At 33.0% G+C, this 16,247-nt stretch carries 10 protein-coding genes; 4 read left to right on the top strand and 6 right to left on the bottom strand.

The window, feature by feature from the left end; all coding sequences use genetic code 11:
• Positions 1-63 precede the first annotated feature (63 nt).
• The 3 genes from H526_RS0123680 to H526_RS0123670 all read left to right on the top strand — a co-directional run bounded on the left by H526_RS0123680 (position 64) and on the right by H526_RS0123670 (position 4,600).
• A complete protein-coding gene (locus H526_RS0123680; protein ID WP_051336308.1) occupies positions 64-2,769 on the top strand; it encodes a TonB-dependent receptor in 2,706 nt (901 codons plus the stop codon).
• Positions 2,770-2,773: 4 nt separating this feature from the next.
• Positions 2,774-3,577, top strand: coding sequence for a DUF4249 family protein (locus H526_RS0123675; protein ID WP_027395231.1), 804 nt, complete (start codon positions 2,774-2,776; stop codon positions 3,575-3,577).
• A 156-nt stretch (positions 3,578-3,733) separates the two neighbouring features.
• Positions 3,734-4,600 (top strand): hypothetical protein, encoded by an 867-nt coding sequence (locus tag H526_RS0123670; protein ID WP_155839764.1) that lies wholly within the window; start codon positions 3,734-3,736, stop codon positions 4,598-4,600.
• A gap of 165 nt (positions 4,601-4,765) precedes the next feature.
• Here H526_RS0123670 and H526_RS0123660 read toward each other — a convergent pair whose 3' ends face one another.
• From H526_RS0123660 to H526_RS0123650, 3 genes are all read right to left on the bottom strand, one after another.
• Positions 4,766-6,178 carry a S41 family peptidase gene (locus tag H526_RS0123660; RefSeq protein WP_027395229.1) on the bottom strand — a complete coding sequence of 471 codons (1,413 nt, stop codon included), beginning with the start codon at positions 6,176-6,178 and terminating at the stop codon, positions 4,766-4,768.
• 111 nt (positions 6,179-6,289) lie between these two features.
• A complete protein-coding gene (locus H526_RS0123655; protein ID WP_027395228.1) occupies positions 6,290-6,811 on the bottom strand; it encodes a hypothetical protein in 522 nt (173 codons plus the stop codon).
• A 153-nt stretch (positions 6,812-6,964) separates the two neighbouring features.
• On the bottom strand, positions 6,965-8,059 hold the full coding sequence (locus H526_RS0123650) for a helix-turn-helix domain-containing protein (protein ID WP_027395227.1): 1,095 nt from the start codon (positions 8,057-8,059) through the stop codon (positions 6,965-6,967).
• 523 nt (positions 8,060-8,582) lie between these two features.
• On the opposite strand from H526_RS0123650, the gene bluB reads away from it, so the two are divergent.
• Entirely contained in the window at positions 8,583-9,254 is a 672-nt protein-coding gene (bluB, locus tag H526_RS0123645) for a 5,6-dimethylbenzimidazole synthase (protein ID WP_035086315.1), read from the top strand.
• Between the two features lie 322 nt (positions 9,255-9,576).
• On the opposite strand, the gene H526_RS0123640 is transcribed toward bluB, so the two are convergent.
• The 3 genes from H526_RS0123640 to H526_RS0123630 form a co-directional block, all read right to left on the bottom strand.
• Positions 9,577-10,275, bottom strand: a complete 699-nt coding sequence (locus H526_RS0123640) for a hypothetical protein (protein ID WP_027395225.1) — start codon at positions 10,273-10,275, stop codon at positions 9,577-9,579.
• A 1,332-nt stretch (positions 10,276-11,607) separates the two neighbouring features.
• Entirely contained in the window at positions 11,608-14,385 is a 2,778-nt protein-coding gene (locus H526_RS32130) for an eCIS core domain-containing protein (RefSeq protein WP_081415679.1), read from the bottom strand.
• Positions 14,386-14,726: 341 nt separating this feature from the next.
• The gene (locus H526_RS0123630; protein ID WP_051336306.1) at positions 14,727-16,124 is read right to left on the bottom strand and encodes an ATP-binding protein; all 1,398 of its coding nucleotides are present in this window, start codon (positions 16,122-16,124) and stop codon (positions 14,727-14,729) included.
• Positions 16,125-16,247 lie beyond the last annotated feature (123 nt).

Here is a 16,247-nt window from a genome sequence, read left to right as displayed (position 1 = left end):
CCCACTATAAAAGTTAAAAAATTCTAATCGCGAAATCAGTATTAATTAACAATATTCAAATGTATGAAAATATACCATTTTGGGGTCATTTCATGGCCAAAAAATAGTTATGGAAAACCCTCTTTTTTAATGAAATTATCTTTCTTTTTTTATTTGGTTTTTTGTTTTCAACTCTTGGGATTCAATGGGTTTTCTCAAAAAAATGTTACACTAGAAGAAGAAAATAGTTCTTTACAATCAATTATCAATAAAATTGAAACACAAACGTCTTACGCTTTTATATTTAGCAATGACGTAATCGATGTCAATCAAAATTTTAGTATAACTGTTATAAAAAAAGATATAACCGAAACGCTCGAGTTGCTTTTTAAGGATACTAGAATTTCTTATGAAATTAAGAAAAATCACATTATTCTTTCTAAAGCTAAAAAACAAGATGATGATTATACTATTAGCGGGATTGTTAGAGATGCGAATACAGGCGAAACACTTTTGGGTGCCAGTATTATTATCAAAAATAATAACAACGGAGTATTTACCAATGAATATGGCTTTTATTCTATAACGTTACCTAAAGGAGGCTATCTTTTGGAGATTTCTTATTTAGGCTATTCCACTAAAACCTTAGATATTCAGTTAAACAATGATTTGAGCATAAAGATAGAGCTTAGGCCATCCTCAAATGAATTAGACGAGGTAATAATACAGACAAATCAGAATAACAAAAGTCAGGTAGCACCAATTTTAGGAGGAACTACCAATTTAACAACTTCAGAAATTAAGAAATTACCATCTCTTTTAGGAGAACCAGATATTTCACGAGCAGTTTTAACTCAACCAGGTATCAGTAGTATTGGTGAGGGAACCAGTGGTTTTAATGTAAGAGGTGGAAATGTGGATCAAAATTTAATTCTACTAGACGAAGCACCTTTGTATAACACCTCTCATTTGTTTGGATTATTTTCCATTTTCAATGCAGATGCAGTTAAAATATTAAAATTATATAAAGGCGAAATACCGGCTCGCTTTGGAGGAAGAGCATCATCAGTATTAGAAATTCGACAAAAAAATGGAAGTTTAAAGAGAATTAAAGGAGAAGGTGGATTGGGATTATTGTTTTCTAAATTAACAATAGAAGGTCCTATTAAAAAGGATAAAATAAGTTTTTTAGCTTCTGGAAGACGTTCTTATTTTGATGTATTTTTTCCTTTATTTAAAGGTAACGAGGCTGTCGATAAATTTCATTTTTATGATTTAAACACAAAACTTAGCTGGAATATCAATAAAAATAATAGGTTATATGTCTCAGGTATTTTTGCTGCAGATGTCTTGAAATTTAATCAAGAAGAAGAAAATGGAGAAGGTGGATTTGATACTGATTTGGACCTAGGATGGACAAACACTACCACTACTATACGATGGAATCACACTTTTTCAAATAGATTATTTTCTAATATAACAGGTATTTATAGTAAATATGATTTCTCATTAGGGCAAAGAGAAGATCTTCGGGAAGAAGAAATTGAGGAAAACATTGAAGAAACTGTTGAGAGATCTATTGAGAATTGGATTTTTAAACCTGATTTTACTTATTATTTAAATCCTAATACCCAAATGCGATTTGGACTTTCTGGCAACTTATATCAATTCGTTCCCAAAATTACTGGTACAGCAGGCAAACAAGTTCTGGACAAAGAAAAAGCGTTAGAACTCGCCGCCTATTATAGTATTCAAAAACAATGGAATAAATTATCATTACAGACCGGTTTAAGATATTCTTGGTTTGCAAATTTTGGGGAAGAAAACATTGCTATCTACGACCCTAATCTTGCGCAAACACAAAACTCAATTGTAGGAAACAGAAGGGTAAAGAATAATGAGATATCGAAAACTTATTTTGGACTTGAACCACGCATGTCTGTAAAATATGATATTAATGATCGAAAAGCTTTTAAAATAGGATATAATAGAATTTTTCAATACGTCCATTCCATCAATAGGCAAACGATAACATTACCAAACGATAGTTGGAAACCATCTGGTGAGCATATTGCTCCCTTAAAAGTAAATCAATTTTCTGCCGGATATGCCTATGACACCAAGGATCAAAATTATAATTTTTCGATAGAGGGATACTACAAAACATTTGATGATATAATAGTTTATAAAAATGGTGCTCGATTAGGAGTCTTTGATAATTTAGAAACTGAATTAGTGGCCGCTAAAGGTTTTTCTTATGGACTAGAATTTGCCGCTCATAAGAACAAAGGAAAACTAACCGGAAATGTAAACTACACCTATTCTGTATCAAAACGGAAAACAAAAAGCAATTTCTCCTCAGAACAGATTAATAGAAATACTTATTTTCCTTCGAATTTTGATAGACCTCATATATTCAATCTTACGGCAAATTATAAATTATCTAAAAAGTGGGAAGTTGGAGCTTTTTTTACCTATCAAACAGGAAGACCCATCACCGAGCCTAATGGTAGGTTGATTATCGATGGAGATGCATTCATTACGTATTCTGATAGAAACGCTTTTAGAATCCCGAATACCCATAGAGCAGACATCTCGTTTACATATACACCTACCGATAATCCTAAAACGAACTGGAAAGGAAGCTGGAATTTTGGTTTATATAATGTGTATGGTCGTAAAAATGCGTTTTCGATTAATTCTGTTTTTGACAATAACCAATTAGAAACGTCTCAAATTTCATTTATCGCCGCACCAATTCCATTCATCTCCTACAATTTTAAATTTTAGAACCATGAAAAAACTACATATATACATAGCATTTATTTCATTATTCACATTAATAAGTTGTGTTGAGGATATTAGTCAAGATTTTGAGTTTAAAGAACAGGTATTTATCTCGGGATTATTGACTAATGAAGTGGGATTTGTTTCAATTCAGGTTCAAAAAACCGTTCCAGTAACCGACACGATCTTTAATCCTGTAAATGATGCTCAAATATCCTTATTTATGAAAGATTCATCTGATGATGTATCATTGGTTTCGGATTCTTTTACAGTAAATAATGGAACGTATACTACTTCAGAAATGATTACTCCTATTATAGGAAATACGTATTGGATAGAAACCATATTACAAGACCAAACTGTACTTATATCAGAAGAGGAAATTTTAAGACCCCCTATTCCTATTACGGATATGGAAAAGACCGATGATAGCATTCGAATTACTTTTACCGGTCCAATTGATGTACAAAATTTCTATTTAATTCAGTTAGAAATTCTTAAAGATGGTACATTAATTTCTGATGAATTGATCGTATCCAATGACAGAATCATCAATGAAGAGGAAGAAAAAATTCTTGTTATAACTGGTATGAACGAAGGCGAAACATTAAATGTAAACATCAGTAACATTAACTTCACTACGTTTCAGTTTTATAGCAATGTCATTAGTAACCAAGGAAATGAACCAGAATTATCCTCTTTGTTTTTACCTGTCAACCTAGTTGGTAATATCACCAATATGACAACAAATGAATTGGTACTAGGTAATTTTGGTGTGTCAGGATTAACTCCTATTACCATAGATTTCTAAACAACTACCTAGAATACTTTTTTAATAAATAAATCAGGATACTAACCTATCCTGATCCCATACTTTGATTTTAATCAATTACAACATTTTAGGAGGTTACCTTAATAGAGGTGTACCCTATCAGATTATTATAAACAATTCAAAAATTAAATTATTATGAAACATTACCGCATGTACACAACAGTCCTTATTTTATCATTATTTTTCATCAGCTGCGACTCTGATGATGATATCGTTATTGATGAACCTCTTGAAATATCACAAGATATTAAGGATTTAATTTATTTTAAAGGTGATGAAGATGCTCCTATCGTTCTGATCAATGTGCAAAGTGGTCCTGATACAGAACTTAGTACAGGTGAAGTAGACGAAATTTTTCAAACTTTTGATACTACCGACCTTTTAGCTGTAAACGTACACCAAGCACAAACATTAAATCCAAGCCCGTTCGAAAATGATGATATTACATTTAATCAAGCAATTAACTTTAATTCAGAAAGTGTAGAAATGCTGTACAAGGTTGTCAATTATTTTAAAAATCAAGGCAGAACAGTCTATGTATTAGGAATTTCATTTGGAGCTTTCGTGATACAAGATCTTATCGCAAAGAAAGGGATAGATGTCGCAGATAAGTATTTGATTATGGCAGGTAGATTAGATATGGAAACTGTTATGTGGGAAGCTTTTTCTGAAGGAAGGGCTGGGTATTTCGAAAACGGAACTAATCCAATTCCGGATCAAGAACCAGAAATGGATGTTATCGATAGAAACTTAAACCGATTAGCTGCCGGATTTGCAATGAATAGATACACTGAACTTCTTGATTCTTTTGATGACTTATCTAGCATTACCTACGTATACGGAGAAGTAGATCAAGCAGTTGGTAGACTTACAACTTCAGAAATTGAACTTCTACAGTCTAAAAACACAAACATAATCACAGGTTCCGGAGACCACGACCAAACGATTAATGACTTCATTGAGCAAGGTTTTGAAGAGGCGTTTGATATATCATTGCAATAATTGATAGTACTACTATCTATAAATAGTAAAAACATAGATTTTGAAGCAGTTTTAAATAAAATCGAGTATTTTACTTTAACTACAAAAAAGCCAGTTATTTTGATAACTGGCTTTACTATTATTAATAATCTTCTATCTAAAATAATCTTTTCATTAAGTGTCTTATTAATTATTTAGTAATTCTAAAGCGCGTTCTATTCCACCATCTTTTTCTTCTTGAAAGTCTAGAGTTGATAAAAATGGTACCCTGTTTTCTTGATTTTCGGGACCAATTCCAACTGCTTCAAAAACTTCTCCTTGCGCATCACTATATACTTCATTAGATAATCCTACTTCTGCTCCATTAGGTAATATATGAGTAAGAATAGTAGAAAAAGCACCTGCTGTATTTTCTCCTACTATAGTTACATACGGCAAGTCTTTTACGCATAACGCAAAGAGTTCAGCTGCACTTACACTATAAGGGCTCGTTAGTACTATAATATCATCTGTAAACTGAAAGTCCCCTTTTGGTCCTACAGAGAAAGACTTATTTTCCGTAAAGCTATCTCCTAACCTAGCTTTCTTAAAATATGAAATCCGTTCCTGATCCATAAAACGAGATACCATATCTAAAGCAGCTGTATCATAGCCTCCATCATTAAAACGTATATCGATAATTAATTTAGAAACTCCTGATTCTCTTAGGTCGTTCATTATAGTGTCTAGTACAGTATTTAATGTTGATAACTCATTACTGAAATTTGTTCCGTACCCTTCCATAGTTCCAATAACAATATATCCTACTGTATCATCGATCAATCCCCATAATATGTTCTCACTATCATCTATTTCAAAACTTCCTCCTAAATACTCCGTGACGATTGTAGTTATTTTTTGATCAACAAGATTAAAATAATCGTCCTCACTTTCTATTACCAACTCTCCAGTTAGGTTAGCATTTAATCTTTCTAATAATTTGGGGTCTCCTGAGTTAATTTCAATATCATTATCTTCATCATAGACACTTACGTGGGCATCTTCTAATAAAACAACAAGCTCTTCTAAAACATCATAAAAATTATCCTCTGTAACTTGATCTCTTAAATCTTCATATTGAGACCAGTCTACATTTCTAGTATCAAAAAAAGCATAATGGTCATTAAAAATATTCCAAAAATGATCAAAATTTACTTTTGGATCTTCTGTACTGGAAACCTGATCAGGTAAACAGTTTGGAGTTTGACTTGATAACCGAGTAAATACTATTTCTGAGTCTGATAAATCTGTAGAAGCTACAAGCTCATTTTCGTTAGCCAGTTCTAGGTGCAATCCAAAGTAATCTTCTGGAACAAAATCATCGTCCTGAATGGAACATCCTACTGTATTTATATTATAAAAAATGTTATTATCATCAGTCAACTCTAAAATGTATCCTTTTTCTTCTGACATCCAAAAACCATTCATTGGATCTTCCACAGGAAGAATGGTGGTGTCATCATCAGATTGACAAGAGAAAATAAAAAACACCATTATATATAGATACCATTTTTTACTAATTGAAAAAGAGAGTTCTTTTTTGATTGTTCGTAATATCATAATTCTGTTTTTTGATTTTTATAAAAAGTAATTTGTTTTAAAAAGATTAATCAGGTTCTATTTATTACAACTGAAGAAAATCGAACCTAATTTTTAAGGTACTCGCTGTTTTTAAAAGCGATATCCAATTTTGAGACTCACATAGGGTATCGTGTTAATACCTCTCTCCTTATCGTTCCCAAAACCAAGTCCTAAACCTAGCCCTGCTTCGTAATTAAAATGATTACCAATATTTCTTCTAATACCCCAAGTTGGAGCCAGTAGTAGATTGTTCAGTGAATTTTTATCATCTTCTGAAACATTATAAAAATGATAACTCGATCTAAACGAGACATAATTTCCACTATTACCATCTATTCTTTTACCCTTTTTCGCTCGTGCTTTCAGATTATAATACCAACGTGGTTCTAACGCTAAAGCAGGTGCAATATTCGCTGTGTTAGGGCCTCCTAAACCAATTTCACTTCGCAAAACAACTTGATTGGATAATTTTAGCTCATTATGAGCCCACATATTTAAAACTCCTATTTGAACACCAAAAATTGATGTTTCTACTGAAGCTTCTTTTATATTCTGTGAAAACCCAAAATAAGGGCTAGGAAATAACAACAAGACAAAAACTACTTTTCTCATACTTAAAATTAATTTGAAAGGTTTTATTAATAAGATTAAGTAGCGTTTTTCCATTTTTACATTTTTGAATTACTTATGTAAAAGTATAAGTGTCAAAAAAATAAAAAGTAATTTTAAGTCAGGAAAAGTCCTGAAACAATGAAATATTACGAATCAGGACTTTTGCTGAAGTTTTCTGAAGGCTCCAGGAGACATTCCTAGACTAGTATTGAAAGTTTTGTAGAAAGCACTTTTAGATTTAAAACCTGATTCCATACCAATAGCTACGATCGAATATTTATTAAATACAGGATCTTGTAATAGTTTTTTAGCAGCTTCAATACGATATTCATTTACAAACTGAATAACACTCTTACTGATTTCTTGATTTATGATCTGCGATAAATATCCTTCGCTTGTTCCCAAGCGATTTGCTAAATCTAATCTACTCAAAAGTGGATTTTTATATAACTCTTCCTCTTCGATTACTGTATATAATTCTGTAATGATTTTAGAAACAGTGGTTTCATTTATTTTCTTTTTTACAAAAGTATTAGTTGTTTTTTGTGAAACTAAATACTGGTGTATTTCATCTTTTTGGGCTATTATCTGTAGTTTAAAAATCCCATAATATAATATCCACCACGACAGAAAAGAAAGTAGTATCCACAGAAAACTAGTGATAAATTCTGAATCATATATATAAAGTTCTATGTTAGATAAAAGCCAACAAATAATAATGCATATAATAAAAAGGTTGAGTCTTAATAACCAACGCTTTTTTTCTATAGAAATCGTATTTGCTTTTTTTATCAAATATCTCCCCCAAAAAATTAATAATACATTATATAAAAAAGATAATTGATCCTTAATATCATATGTTATTGCATCAAAATCAGGATTGTAAATATTTAAAACAATATCAAAAAAAGAAACACCAAGTTCAAGAATTACAGAACCGATGAAAGGAAAGTAAAGTAATCTATACCATTTTTTTGTAAGATACTTATGTTCGATATGAATTAAAAAATATGTAAATAAAGCTACTGCAACCAAAAGCTCTAACATAATATTGTCTAAAAATTGTAAGACAAAATTCCTTATCTCATACCAACCTAAAAAGGTTAAACTTGTTAACAAGAATAGAGATAACGCCAGATATTTATTAGCACGACTTTTATAAAAAGAAGTGGTCACTAATGAGATACTTATAAAATATCCAATAATTCCACTAACAATAATCGCGAGGTCTAATAGTTTTATATCCAATCCTTGTAAAAATTAATTATAACCAATTATACTCATAACGAATTTAAAAGTATAGTGTTACATTATGTAATGATAAAAATTATAAAGACTATATCTTTAAATGTAAGATTCCTGCTAAAAAAAACAGGCATGAAAGTATTATCAAAAGAAATAGTTAAATAATAAAGCTTCATATAAATATGAAGTTTTCTCCTATAATAATTCTCAATCTAGTTTCTAATTTTAATTGAAATTGAATACCCACAATATATGCCTTCCCATTAACAAACAAAATGTTGATTACAAGCATAACTTGATAATCCTTAGCATTAAATTAAATTAAAATTCTTAATTTAAAAAATATTGGGTGTTTTAACCCTACTCTTTTATCTTCTCTAAATCTAGAATTGTATTAAGTATAAATGTTAATTTTGAATTGATAATTTCAGTTCTGGTTATATTTAAAAGTTAAAGTAAAAAATAGTTTTTTCCTATTTATTTTAAATAAGTAACTTAAACCAATAGTTCAACTACAGCAAAAATAATGGATAATCCTAAAAAAAAATTGCAACGAGCATTTAACAAAGAAGAGCAACAGTTGCTAGAAGAAATCTTAATGCACAGAAGAGATGTACGAGGAAATCATTTTTTAGATACACCAATTCCTGACGACCATATCGATACTATTTTAGAAGCTGCATTGGTAGCTCCTTCTGTAGGATTTTCTCAGCCTTGGGAATTTGTTATAATCAAAGATCAAACAACCAAACACGCTATAAAAAAAACTTTCTCTGAAAAAACAAAAGAAGCGGCTTTGTTGTTCAAAGACGAAAAACAAAAAGAATATATCAAACTTAAGTTAGAAGGGATTGTAGAGTCTCCTTTAAACATAGCTGTTTTCTACAAGCCAAAAAAAGGTCCTGTATTGGGACAAACCAGTATGCCAAACATGGGTAAATACAGTGTGGTTTGTGCAATTCAAAATATGTGGCTCATGGCTAGATCTCTTAATATTGGTATGGGATGGGTAAGTATTTTAGATCCCGAAAAAGTAAAAAAAATATTAAATGCACCATCAGAAAATCAACTAATTGGCTATTTATGTTTTGGTTACACAGACATGTTTTATAATCAACCCGAATTAAAACTTAAAAAGTGGGACCGCAAAAAAAAACAAAAAGAAGTGGTCGTTCTAGAGAAGTATAAATCTTTGTAAACGACGTATTAATCTCCCATTTATTTTACACCAGTTATTATAAGCTTATCAGGGTTAAAGAATACAAAATCTTTTACTATAATTTCTTTAGGTAAAAAATGAAGTATCAATCATTATTGCAAAATAGTGTTTAAACGAAAAATCTTTATGAATACCTTGTTAATGAAAATTGAATGCAAATAAAAAGTCAACCCTGTAAAACGGAACAGAATCCATTTCTGCTTATATCTCGTTAAGGACAAAATTCTCGTTTTATAAAGTCTTATTAAAATTATAGAAAAAAAATCTCACATTTCTGTGAAGCTCGTGCATCATCTTAATGCTACTCCAAGCTTTTTTCATGACTAAAAGTCTTCATCATTTTTTCGACATCCAGATGGATTTTTCCTTTTACTAACCAAGCGACTGCAAATGCATAAACCGCTACCCACTCTAACCAAAAGGTATAGGCAGGAAATATCTCATCCATGTTTATTTTTAGTATTTTCTCAATTGCAAAAATCACAATAAGCGCACCTACAGAAGCCCAAACGATGATACCACTCCTACGAAATAATCTGTTTCTGGATGCTGATGCATTGTGATTTAAAACAAATTTGAAAAAACTCATATAGCCTAATAAAATGAAAAATGAGGCTGCACTTAACAAATGGATAGCTCCTAGAAACCCATTAGACTCGTGCCCAAATAAATATGGAGATCCTGTAAAATATAATTGCCCCAAAGGGTTTTCTGACTTTGTAGGTATCAATACGGTAATTAAAATACAAATACCTGCAGCTGTGGTAACAAACCGATCGCTTAACAACTCTCCTTCTTTTTTAGGATAGCCTTTATAATTGATTAATATCAAGCCAAAAGCCGATAAGATTAATATAAAAAACACACTCCCTGCGGTATAATAATAATGACTCATACTAGAGAGCAAATCCTGATGTGCTGCCAGAAGTAATAATGGCAATGCCAATCCTAAAATTCCGATTGTTTTTCTTAGTGAATACAGTGATGTTTTATGTTCCATGATATACTGATTTATGTTATCCCAAAAGTAGTATCACAAGACAGCTAACGGCTATCACAAAAACGGTAAATAAAGGGAATTTTGCGACAATCTTAGAATGATCCTACTATAGGCATACTGATAGGCTACCTTCGCAGCATTTTGTACTTACTTTTATGTTTTTATTCCTAGGCCCTCATTTTTATGGTTCACTGTCGTCATTACGAAGTTGCAAACTTCGCAGAGCTGGCAGAGCTAGATCACAAAAACGGTAAATAAAGGGAATTTTGCGACATGGATATTCTATTCAGACCTGTGAGCTTTTTAATCATAAAAAAGTTAAAAGTTGATGTACTTTGATTCTTATTTGGATCATTACAATCCCTGTCACCCCTTCATATACTGTTTAGAAGTGATAACGAACTACTTCGAAGGATTAAAAGAATACTTCGAGGTAGTTCGTTAAGGCATTGATGCCCTAAGATGAAGCCCTAAAACCCTAAATCTATCTCATAAAAGCATTACATCGATCCCTAAAAGGACTTCTTTTTGGGCTCATTACCCTTGCTCTATCACTTCGAACTACTAAAGTGATTGTTGGAAGTATTGTTTTGATGCTTGGAAGTATTTAAGTAAGGGGTAGCCCCTATGGTTAGATGGGGTTGTGGGCTTTGGTAATTCTATAATATTACATTATAGAGCTACCCAGTTAAATCGCATCACTCTGTTTTTAAAACTTTTAAAAACATCTATCCCCAACCCTTCAAAAGGAAGGGTTCTTGATATAGCTTTATTAACCCTTCTCGGAAAGGAGATCAGAAAAATTTTTACAAATAAGTTGTGATCTAAATGGGTAACCCTATTACATTAATATCAACAAAATATTGCTCTTCGAAGTTTGCAACTTAAAAATTTCACGTAGCATATAATTCAACTAGTTTTCAGCTTATTCATAACGTAATACTTTTCCAAAAATCTAAATCTCTATGTGAGTATTGCAATGGTATATCAGCTTTAGTTACTTTCAACCCGTTTTATGTAATAGAAAATCTATTCCATCTTTGGGCTACTGCAAATACTACCGCTTCACTACTTTTTTTAATCTAACCATAGCGATGCTATGCTAAAATCAAGAAAAAGCCAGTATGTATTGCTTCTCAAAGCTTCATTACGAAGTGCTATTACATAAAGCGGGTTAGACTACAGACAAAGGGCTATGCGAATGTCTCTGACTTCGCAGCACTTCACCTATCTTTTTCTGTACGCAATCTCTATCGTTACTACGAAGTTGCAAACTTTACAGAGCGGTTACCCTACTCGCCACTAGCAGAAGATGCTAGCAGGAGCTCTTAGTTAAACCTCTACAGCCTTCACTACCTTAATTTTTATAATTCCTTCATCTTCCGTACTAGTGAAATCTTGCATCTTTTCACTATCTATTCTTATCTTGGTTCCTGGCAATAGCAATACCTCTTCTTCTTCTGGATGTACACTTATGCCGCTAATATCTCTACCTCCTTTACTATTTAGTTTTATTTCAATTAAAATAGGGTTTTTATACCAGTCATTTTCTGAATTTCGAACCGCAAATCCTACTGCTTTGCCCATATTTTTGCTCGTACTCATAAATTCATCAACTAACACTGTCTTTCCACTTTTTATGGAATTCCACCCCTTTACATATGTTTGCCCTGTAAAAACCGTATCATCACTTGGAGGAATATTATTGAGTCCTTCCATAGCCATATTTACATGTAATTTTAACTCAGGATAAATTTCATCGACCAATTCCGCAATCCAGTCATTAATATCATTTATGGTAAATGGCATGGCAGCTGGAACATCTCTTAAATTAATCAACCTATTCCTAATAGGTCCAAGTACCTCTAATCCTTCGACACCTTCTGTCTCTCTATTTAATCGCTGTCGTACTTGTTCCATAAATTTAGCTCGTATTGTATTTTTAGACACACGATCAGCACCTATATCAGGTTGAAGGTTCCATAAGCTTTCCTTTACTGCTTTATAAAAACTATCATTAATTCTTATAGTTGTATTTAATAAAGAATGAAGACTGCTGGAATACCCCCCTATGGCAATGGCATGTGCTTTGCTTACGTTTGTATAAGTACCATCGGTATCATTTTCCTGAGCATTTCTTAAGTTTTCTAAAGTCAAATTAGCTACATTAGCTGTTGGTGCTATTAAATGTTCAGTATTAGGATTTACCAGCGGATTTAAAGGTGAATTATATGGTATTGGTGGTAAATGAGCTGTTGCCATAGAAGTATATAATTCTTCATGTGGAAACATTTTATCATTAGCCACGTTATGCCTTAATTCTTCTGTACGTAATGGTGCTACGTTCATATACATTCTAACAACATCTTTTATATTTTTGTCTTCATTTTCACCTTTTACACCTGCAATATGAGAGCCCCTTAAAATTTCGTATAGTGAGTGATCCCAGACAGGAAGCATCCATCCCATAAGGGCAAGACGAAAATCCAAATCGCTGTTGGGTACATTCAAAAACTGATAGGCTTTTAGCATCCGCGTTGTGGTTCCAGATACCCCCGCTACTACAGGCATCCTCAATTGATCGTGTATTTTTTTATACCAACTATCATCTGGGGATATCTCAAACATGGCATTACCAGAAACCCAAGGAAGTGCTTCTTGTCTGGTTTGGTTTCTTCGAGCTTTATTTCTTGCTTTTTTACTTCTTTTTTTTCTTCCCTTGAGATTTAAGTTGTCATCTTCGTATGAGAATGCTAATTCTTCATTAGAAAGTGGCACACCCATTTCTTCAAAATCTTGGGGTGTATTCACAAATTCTCGATTAACTGGACGTGGACGATTTGTTCTATTTTTTTGACTCTCTCGAACAGAAGAGTCATTAGCCTGAATGGAAAGATTACCTAAAGCAAATACATCTTTACCAAAGGTATAACTACTATCCTCTTCCAAATTTTGACCACGCATCCCTCTGTACCCATTAAGCAATTTGGTACTAACTTTAGTTCCTAATTTAATTAGAGGTCGCATAACACCCCTATTAAGATAGTTGTTATAATACGCTACTTGCTCCTGAATTGCATCTTCTTTCAATTCCAATTCATCAATAAGGTCTGTTTGATTGTCAAAAATAATTTCATGAAGAATTTTTTTAAAACCTCTCTTTATTTCATCTCCATAGCCACTACCATAATAAGCTGCATTATAGAAAGCGGTCATTCTTTCTCTTAGGTTACCTTCTCTTAAAACTGCGTACATTTTTTTGGTGTTCAAATTAAGACCTACCTGACCTGTACTTGTTTTATCATCTCTAAAAAACACTTCTTTTAATAAATCTTCTTCATTTTCGTTCCATTCATCTTGGTAACGCCTTTCCATTATAGAAATTAGTTTATCCATCCCTGCATTTAATGCATTAATGGACAAAGGATGGGATGAACAATACGCCCCTAAACGTTGCTCATACGCTTTCGCTGTTGGAAACCATTGACTGCTATTTAAAATCTTTGCATAAGCATTTTCATAAGGTCTTTCATCAGCTTTAAATCTTTGAATTGCTTGAGTTGAAGATTGCGAAATTTTAGAAGATGACACATATTGTTTGCTAGGCAACCACCTATTAGAATTGGCTCTGTTTCCCATCACATCCGCTTCTCTCTCTAATCCAGCATCATCATTAATATTCACTTTGCTTTTTAGCTGTTTAGTAGGTTTTACACGCCCTTGTTTTTGTTGTACCAAATGCCAGGCTTCATGGGGTAGGTGTTTTTCTTGTCCTGGTGCTAAATGGATATCGGTTCCTTGCGCATAAGCATGTGCTTGTAATTGGGCTGGTTTGCTGGAGTTATAGTGCACTTTTACATCATCCATACTATAACCGGATAGGTTTTCAATACCAGATTTTAGGTTATCGGGTAAACCGGTCTTATTTTTTCGTTGGATCGGATTGTTACTATTATCCATACTATCCATTCCAGATCGTAATTTTCTTTGACTCAAAGAAGAGGTACGGTTATCTTTTAATTGTGCCGTACCTCCGTTGCTAGATTCACTAGCAACTCTCGGGGTAATCGAGTGCTGCGGTTCTTGAGTTTTATCTGTTTGTGTTTTCATAGTTTTTTGTGTTAACTATTATTCTTATACTCACTGCTTTTTACTACTAACATCTCCCTAAATCCCTCTTCAAAGAGGGACTTTACTCCCTTCCTTTGAAGACGATATCACATTAGTGATAGGCGAACTGTAGTGCAAGAAAAGGGATGGATGTTTTAATCCATTCATTAAAATTTATAATCGTATTTATATTGTGCTCTTCTCTATTACTTGGACAGCACTTGGACAACACTTCGACAAGCTCAGTGTGACTATCTAAATACTTTTACTTTGTACCTTAAAAGGTTCTCGATACAATCACCTTCCATTACACTTCAGGTGATCACTCGAACTGACGTTTTTTAACTTATAATCACTCCCTCTTTCTGTAACTCCTGCTTTATGGCTGTTTCCAGGTTCTGTTGAGAGATGGTTGTTTTTTCATTAGTTACTGCTTGCAGGGTACATTTACGTATCACGTTCATCATCAATCCACCAGAGATATCATAGTGTTCTGCAATTTTCCATAGATCTGCATTGGCATCTAATGGTAGTTTGTCTGCAAAAGATTGTTGCCATAGTTGGTAGCGTTCTTCTGTACCTGGCATTGTAAATTCAATCATGGATTGGAATCTTCTAGTAAATGCCTCATCTATATTATCTTTCAAATTACTAGCAAGAATAACCACTCCTGGAAAATCTTCTATACGCTGCAGTAAATATCCAATCTCCTGATTTCCGTATCGATCATTAGCACTGCTTACCTGAGTACGCTGCCCGAATAATGAATCAGCTTCATCAAAAAACAAGATCCAATCGTGTTGTTGTGCCTGATCAAATACTCTTGCCAGGTTTTTTTCGGTTTCTCCTATGTATTTAGAAACCGTCATACTCAGATCTATTTTATACACCTGTTTTCCTGTGCTTTTTCCTAATAATGCGGCAGCCATACTTTTACCAGTTCCTGGTGATCCATAAAACAAACTTTTGTAGCCAGGTTTTAATCGCTTGCCGAGTTCTAGAGTTTCTAAAACTGTTTGCCCATGGGTTACCCAATCCCTGATTTCCTGCAAGCTCCGTGCTGTAGATCTAGAGACGATGAGATCCTGCCACGATAACTTAGTATGCAACTTTTGTGCAGGGAAATCAGGGCTATATACTGCTTGATAGGGTATTCCCGTTAGTATGGAGGCTACATATTCATTAGATACCATCCATATACTGCTTAGTAAAGGACTGTTTCCTTTAGTCGGTGTCGTACTGATCATTCCTTGTCGAATGCCTATAAAATACTGAGTAACCAATCCATGATATATTAATCGTTTTTGGAGGTCATCTCCTGCCAATAAAAACATCGCGGTTTCTGCGGTAGGTATTAATCCCAAATGCCCTTCTACTAATACTCCTCCAAACTCACTGTACCGTCTGTCATAATCCTTGTTTTTAGTGAGTAGAATATCTAATATTTCGGGTTTTAGATGTGGTACTAATGCCAGAATTAGTAGTAGTCTTTCTGCAAAGTTGAGTTTGTGTTCTTGGATAAAGTTGGTATAACTTCCTTCCTTACTATCAATATCTGGAGGAGCTAATTCTTCAACAGATTCATATGGTGTTTCCTGTTGGAAATGTAGTTCTAAGCGAGTTTGTAATACTAAACTTAACCATGCAAGTTCAGCTTGCAAAACTTGGGCATTACTACTATTTACGTTTGTAATAGTTTTATTATGATTTTTTGTTTCTATGATTGTTGATTTTTCCATATCTCTATTTTTTTAAACTGCACTAAAGTTCTTCCTTGTAAATCGGACTTCGAGAACCTCAGCCCTCGTTTTCATATTTCTATTTTCTATTATCATTATGGACCTTCTTTTTTACATTGCCCT

Origin of the sequence: Aquimarina latercula DSM 2041 (assembly GCF_000430645.1) — a bacterium.
GTDB classification, from domain to species: domain Bacteria; phylum Bacteroidota; class Bacteroidia; order Flavobacteriales; family Flavobacteriaceae; genus Aquimarina; species Aquimarina latercula.
The sequence above is the reverse complement of the archived record's forward strand: the minus strand, read 5'-3'. Positions and strand labels throughout refer to the sequence as shown.

Excerpts from the sequence above, each read along its gene's own strand:
- H526_RS0123680 (WP_051336308.1), top strand. The coding sequence starts at position 64 with ATGAAAATATACCATTTTGGGGTCATTTCATGGCCAAAAAATAGTTAT.
- H526_RS0123675 (WP_027395231.1), top strand. The coding sequence starts at position 2,774 with ATGAAAAAACTACATATATACATAGCATTTATTTCATTATTCACATTA.
- H526_RS0123670 (WP_155839764.1), top strand. The coding sequence starts at position 3,734 with ATGAAACATTACCGCATGTACACAACAGTCCTTATTTTATCATTATTT.
- H526_RS0123660 (WP_027395229.1), bottom strand. The coding sequence starts at position 6,178 with ATGATATTACGAACAATCAAAAAAGAACTCTCTTTTTCAATTAGTAAA.
- H526_RS0123655 (WP_027395228.1), bottom strand. The coding sequence starts at position 6,811 with ATGAGAAAAGTAGTTTTTGTCTTGTTGTTATTTCCTAGCCCTTATTTT.
- bluB (WP_035086315.1), top strand. The coding sequence starts at position 8,583 with ATGGATAATCCTAAAAAAAAATTGCAACGAGCATTTAACAAAGAAGAG.
- H526_RS0123640 (WP_027395225.1), bottom strand. The coding sequence starts at position 10,275 with ATGGAACATAAAACATCACTGTATTCACTAAGAAAAACAATCGGAATT.
- H526_RS32130 (WP_081415679.1), bottom strand. The coding sequence starts at position 14,385 with ATGAAAACACAAACAGATAAAACTCAAGAACCGCAGCACTCGATTACC.
- H526_RS0123630 (WP_051336306.1), bottom strand. The coding sequence starts at position 16,124 with ATGGAAAAATCAACAATCATAGAAACAAAAAATCATAATAAAACTATT.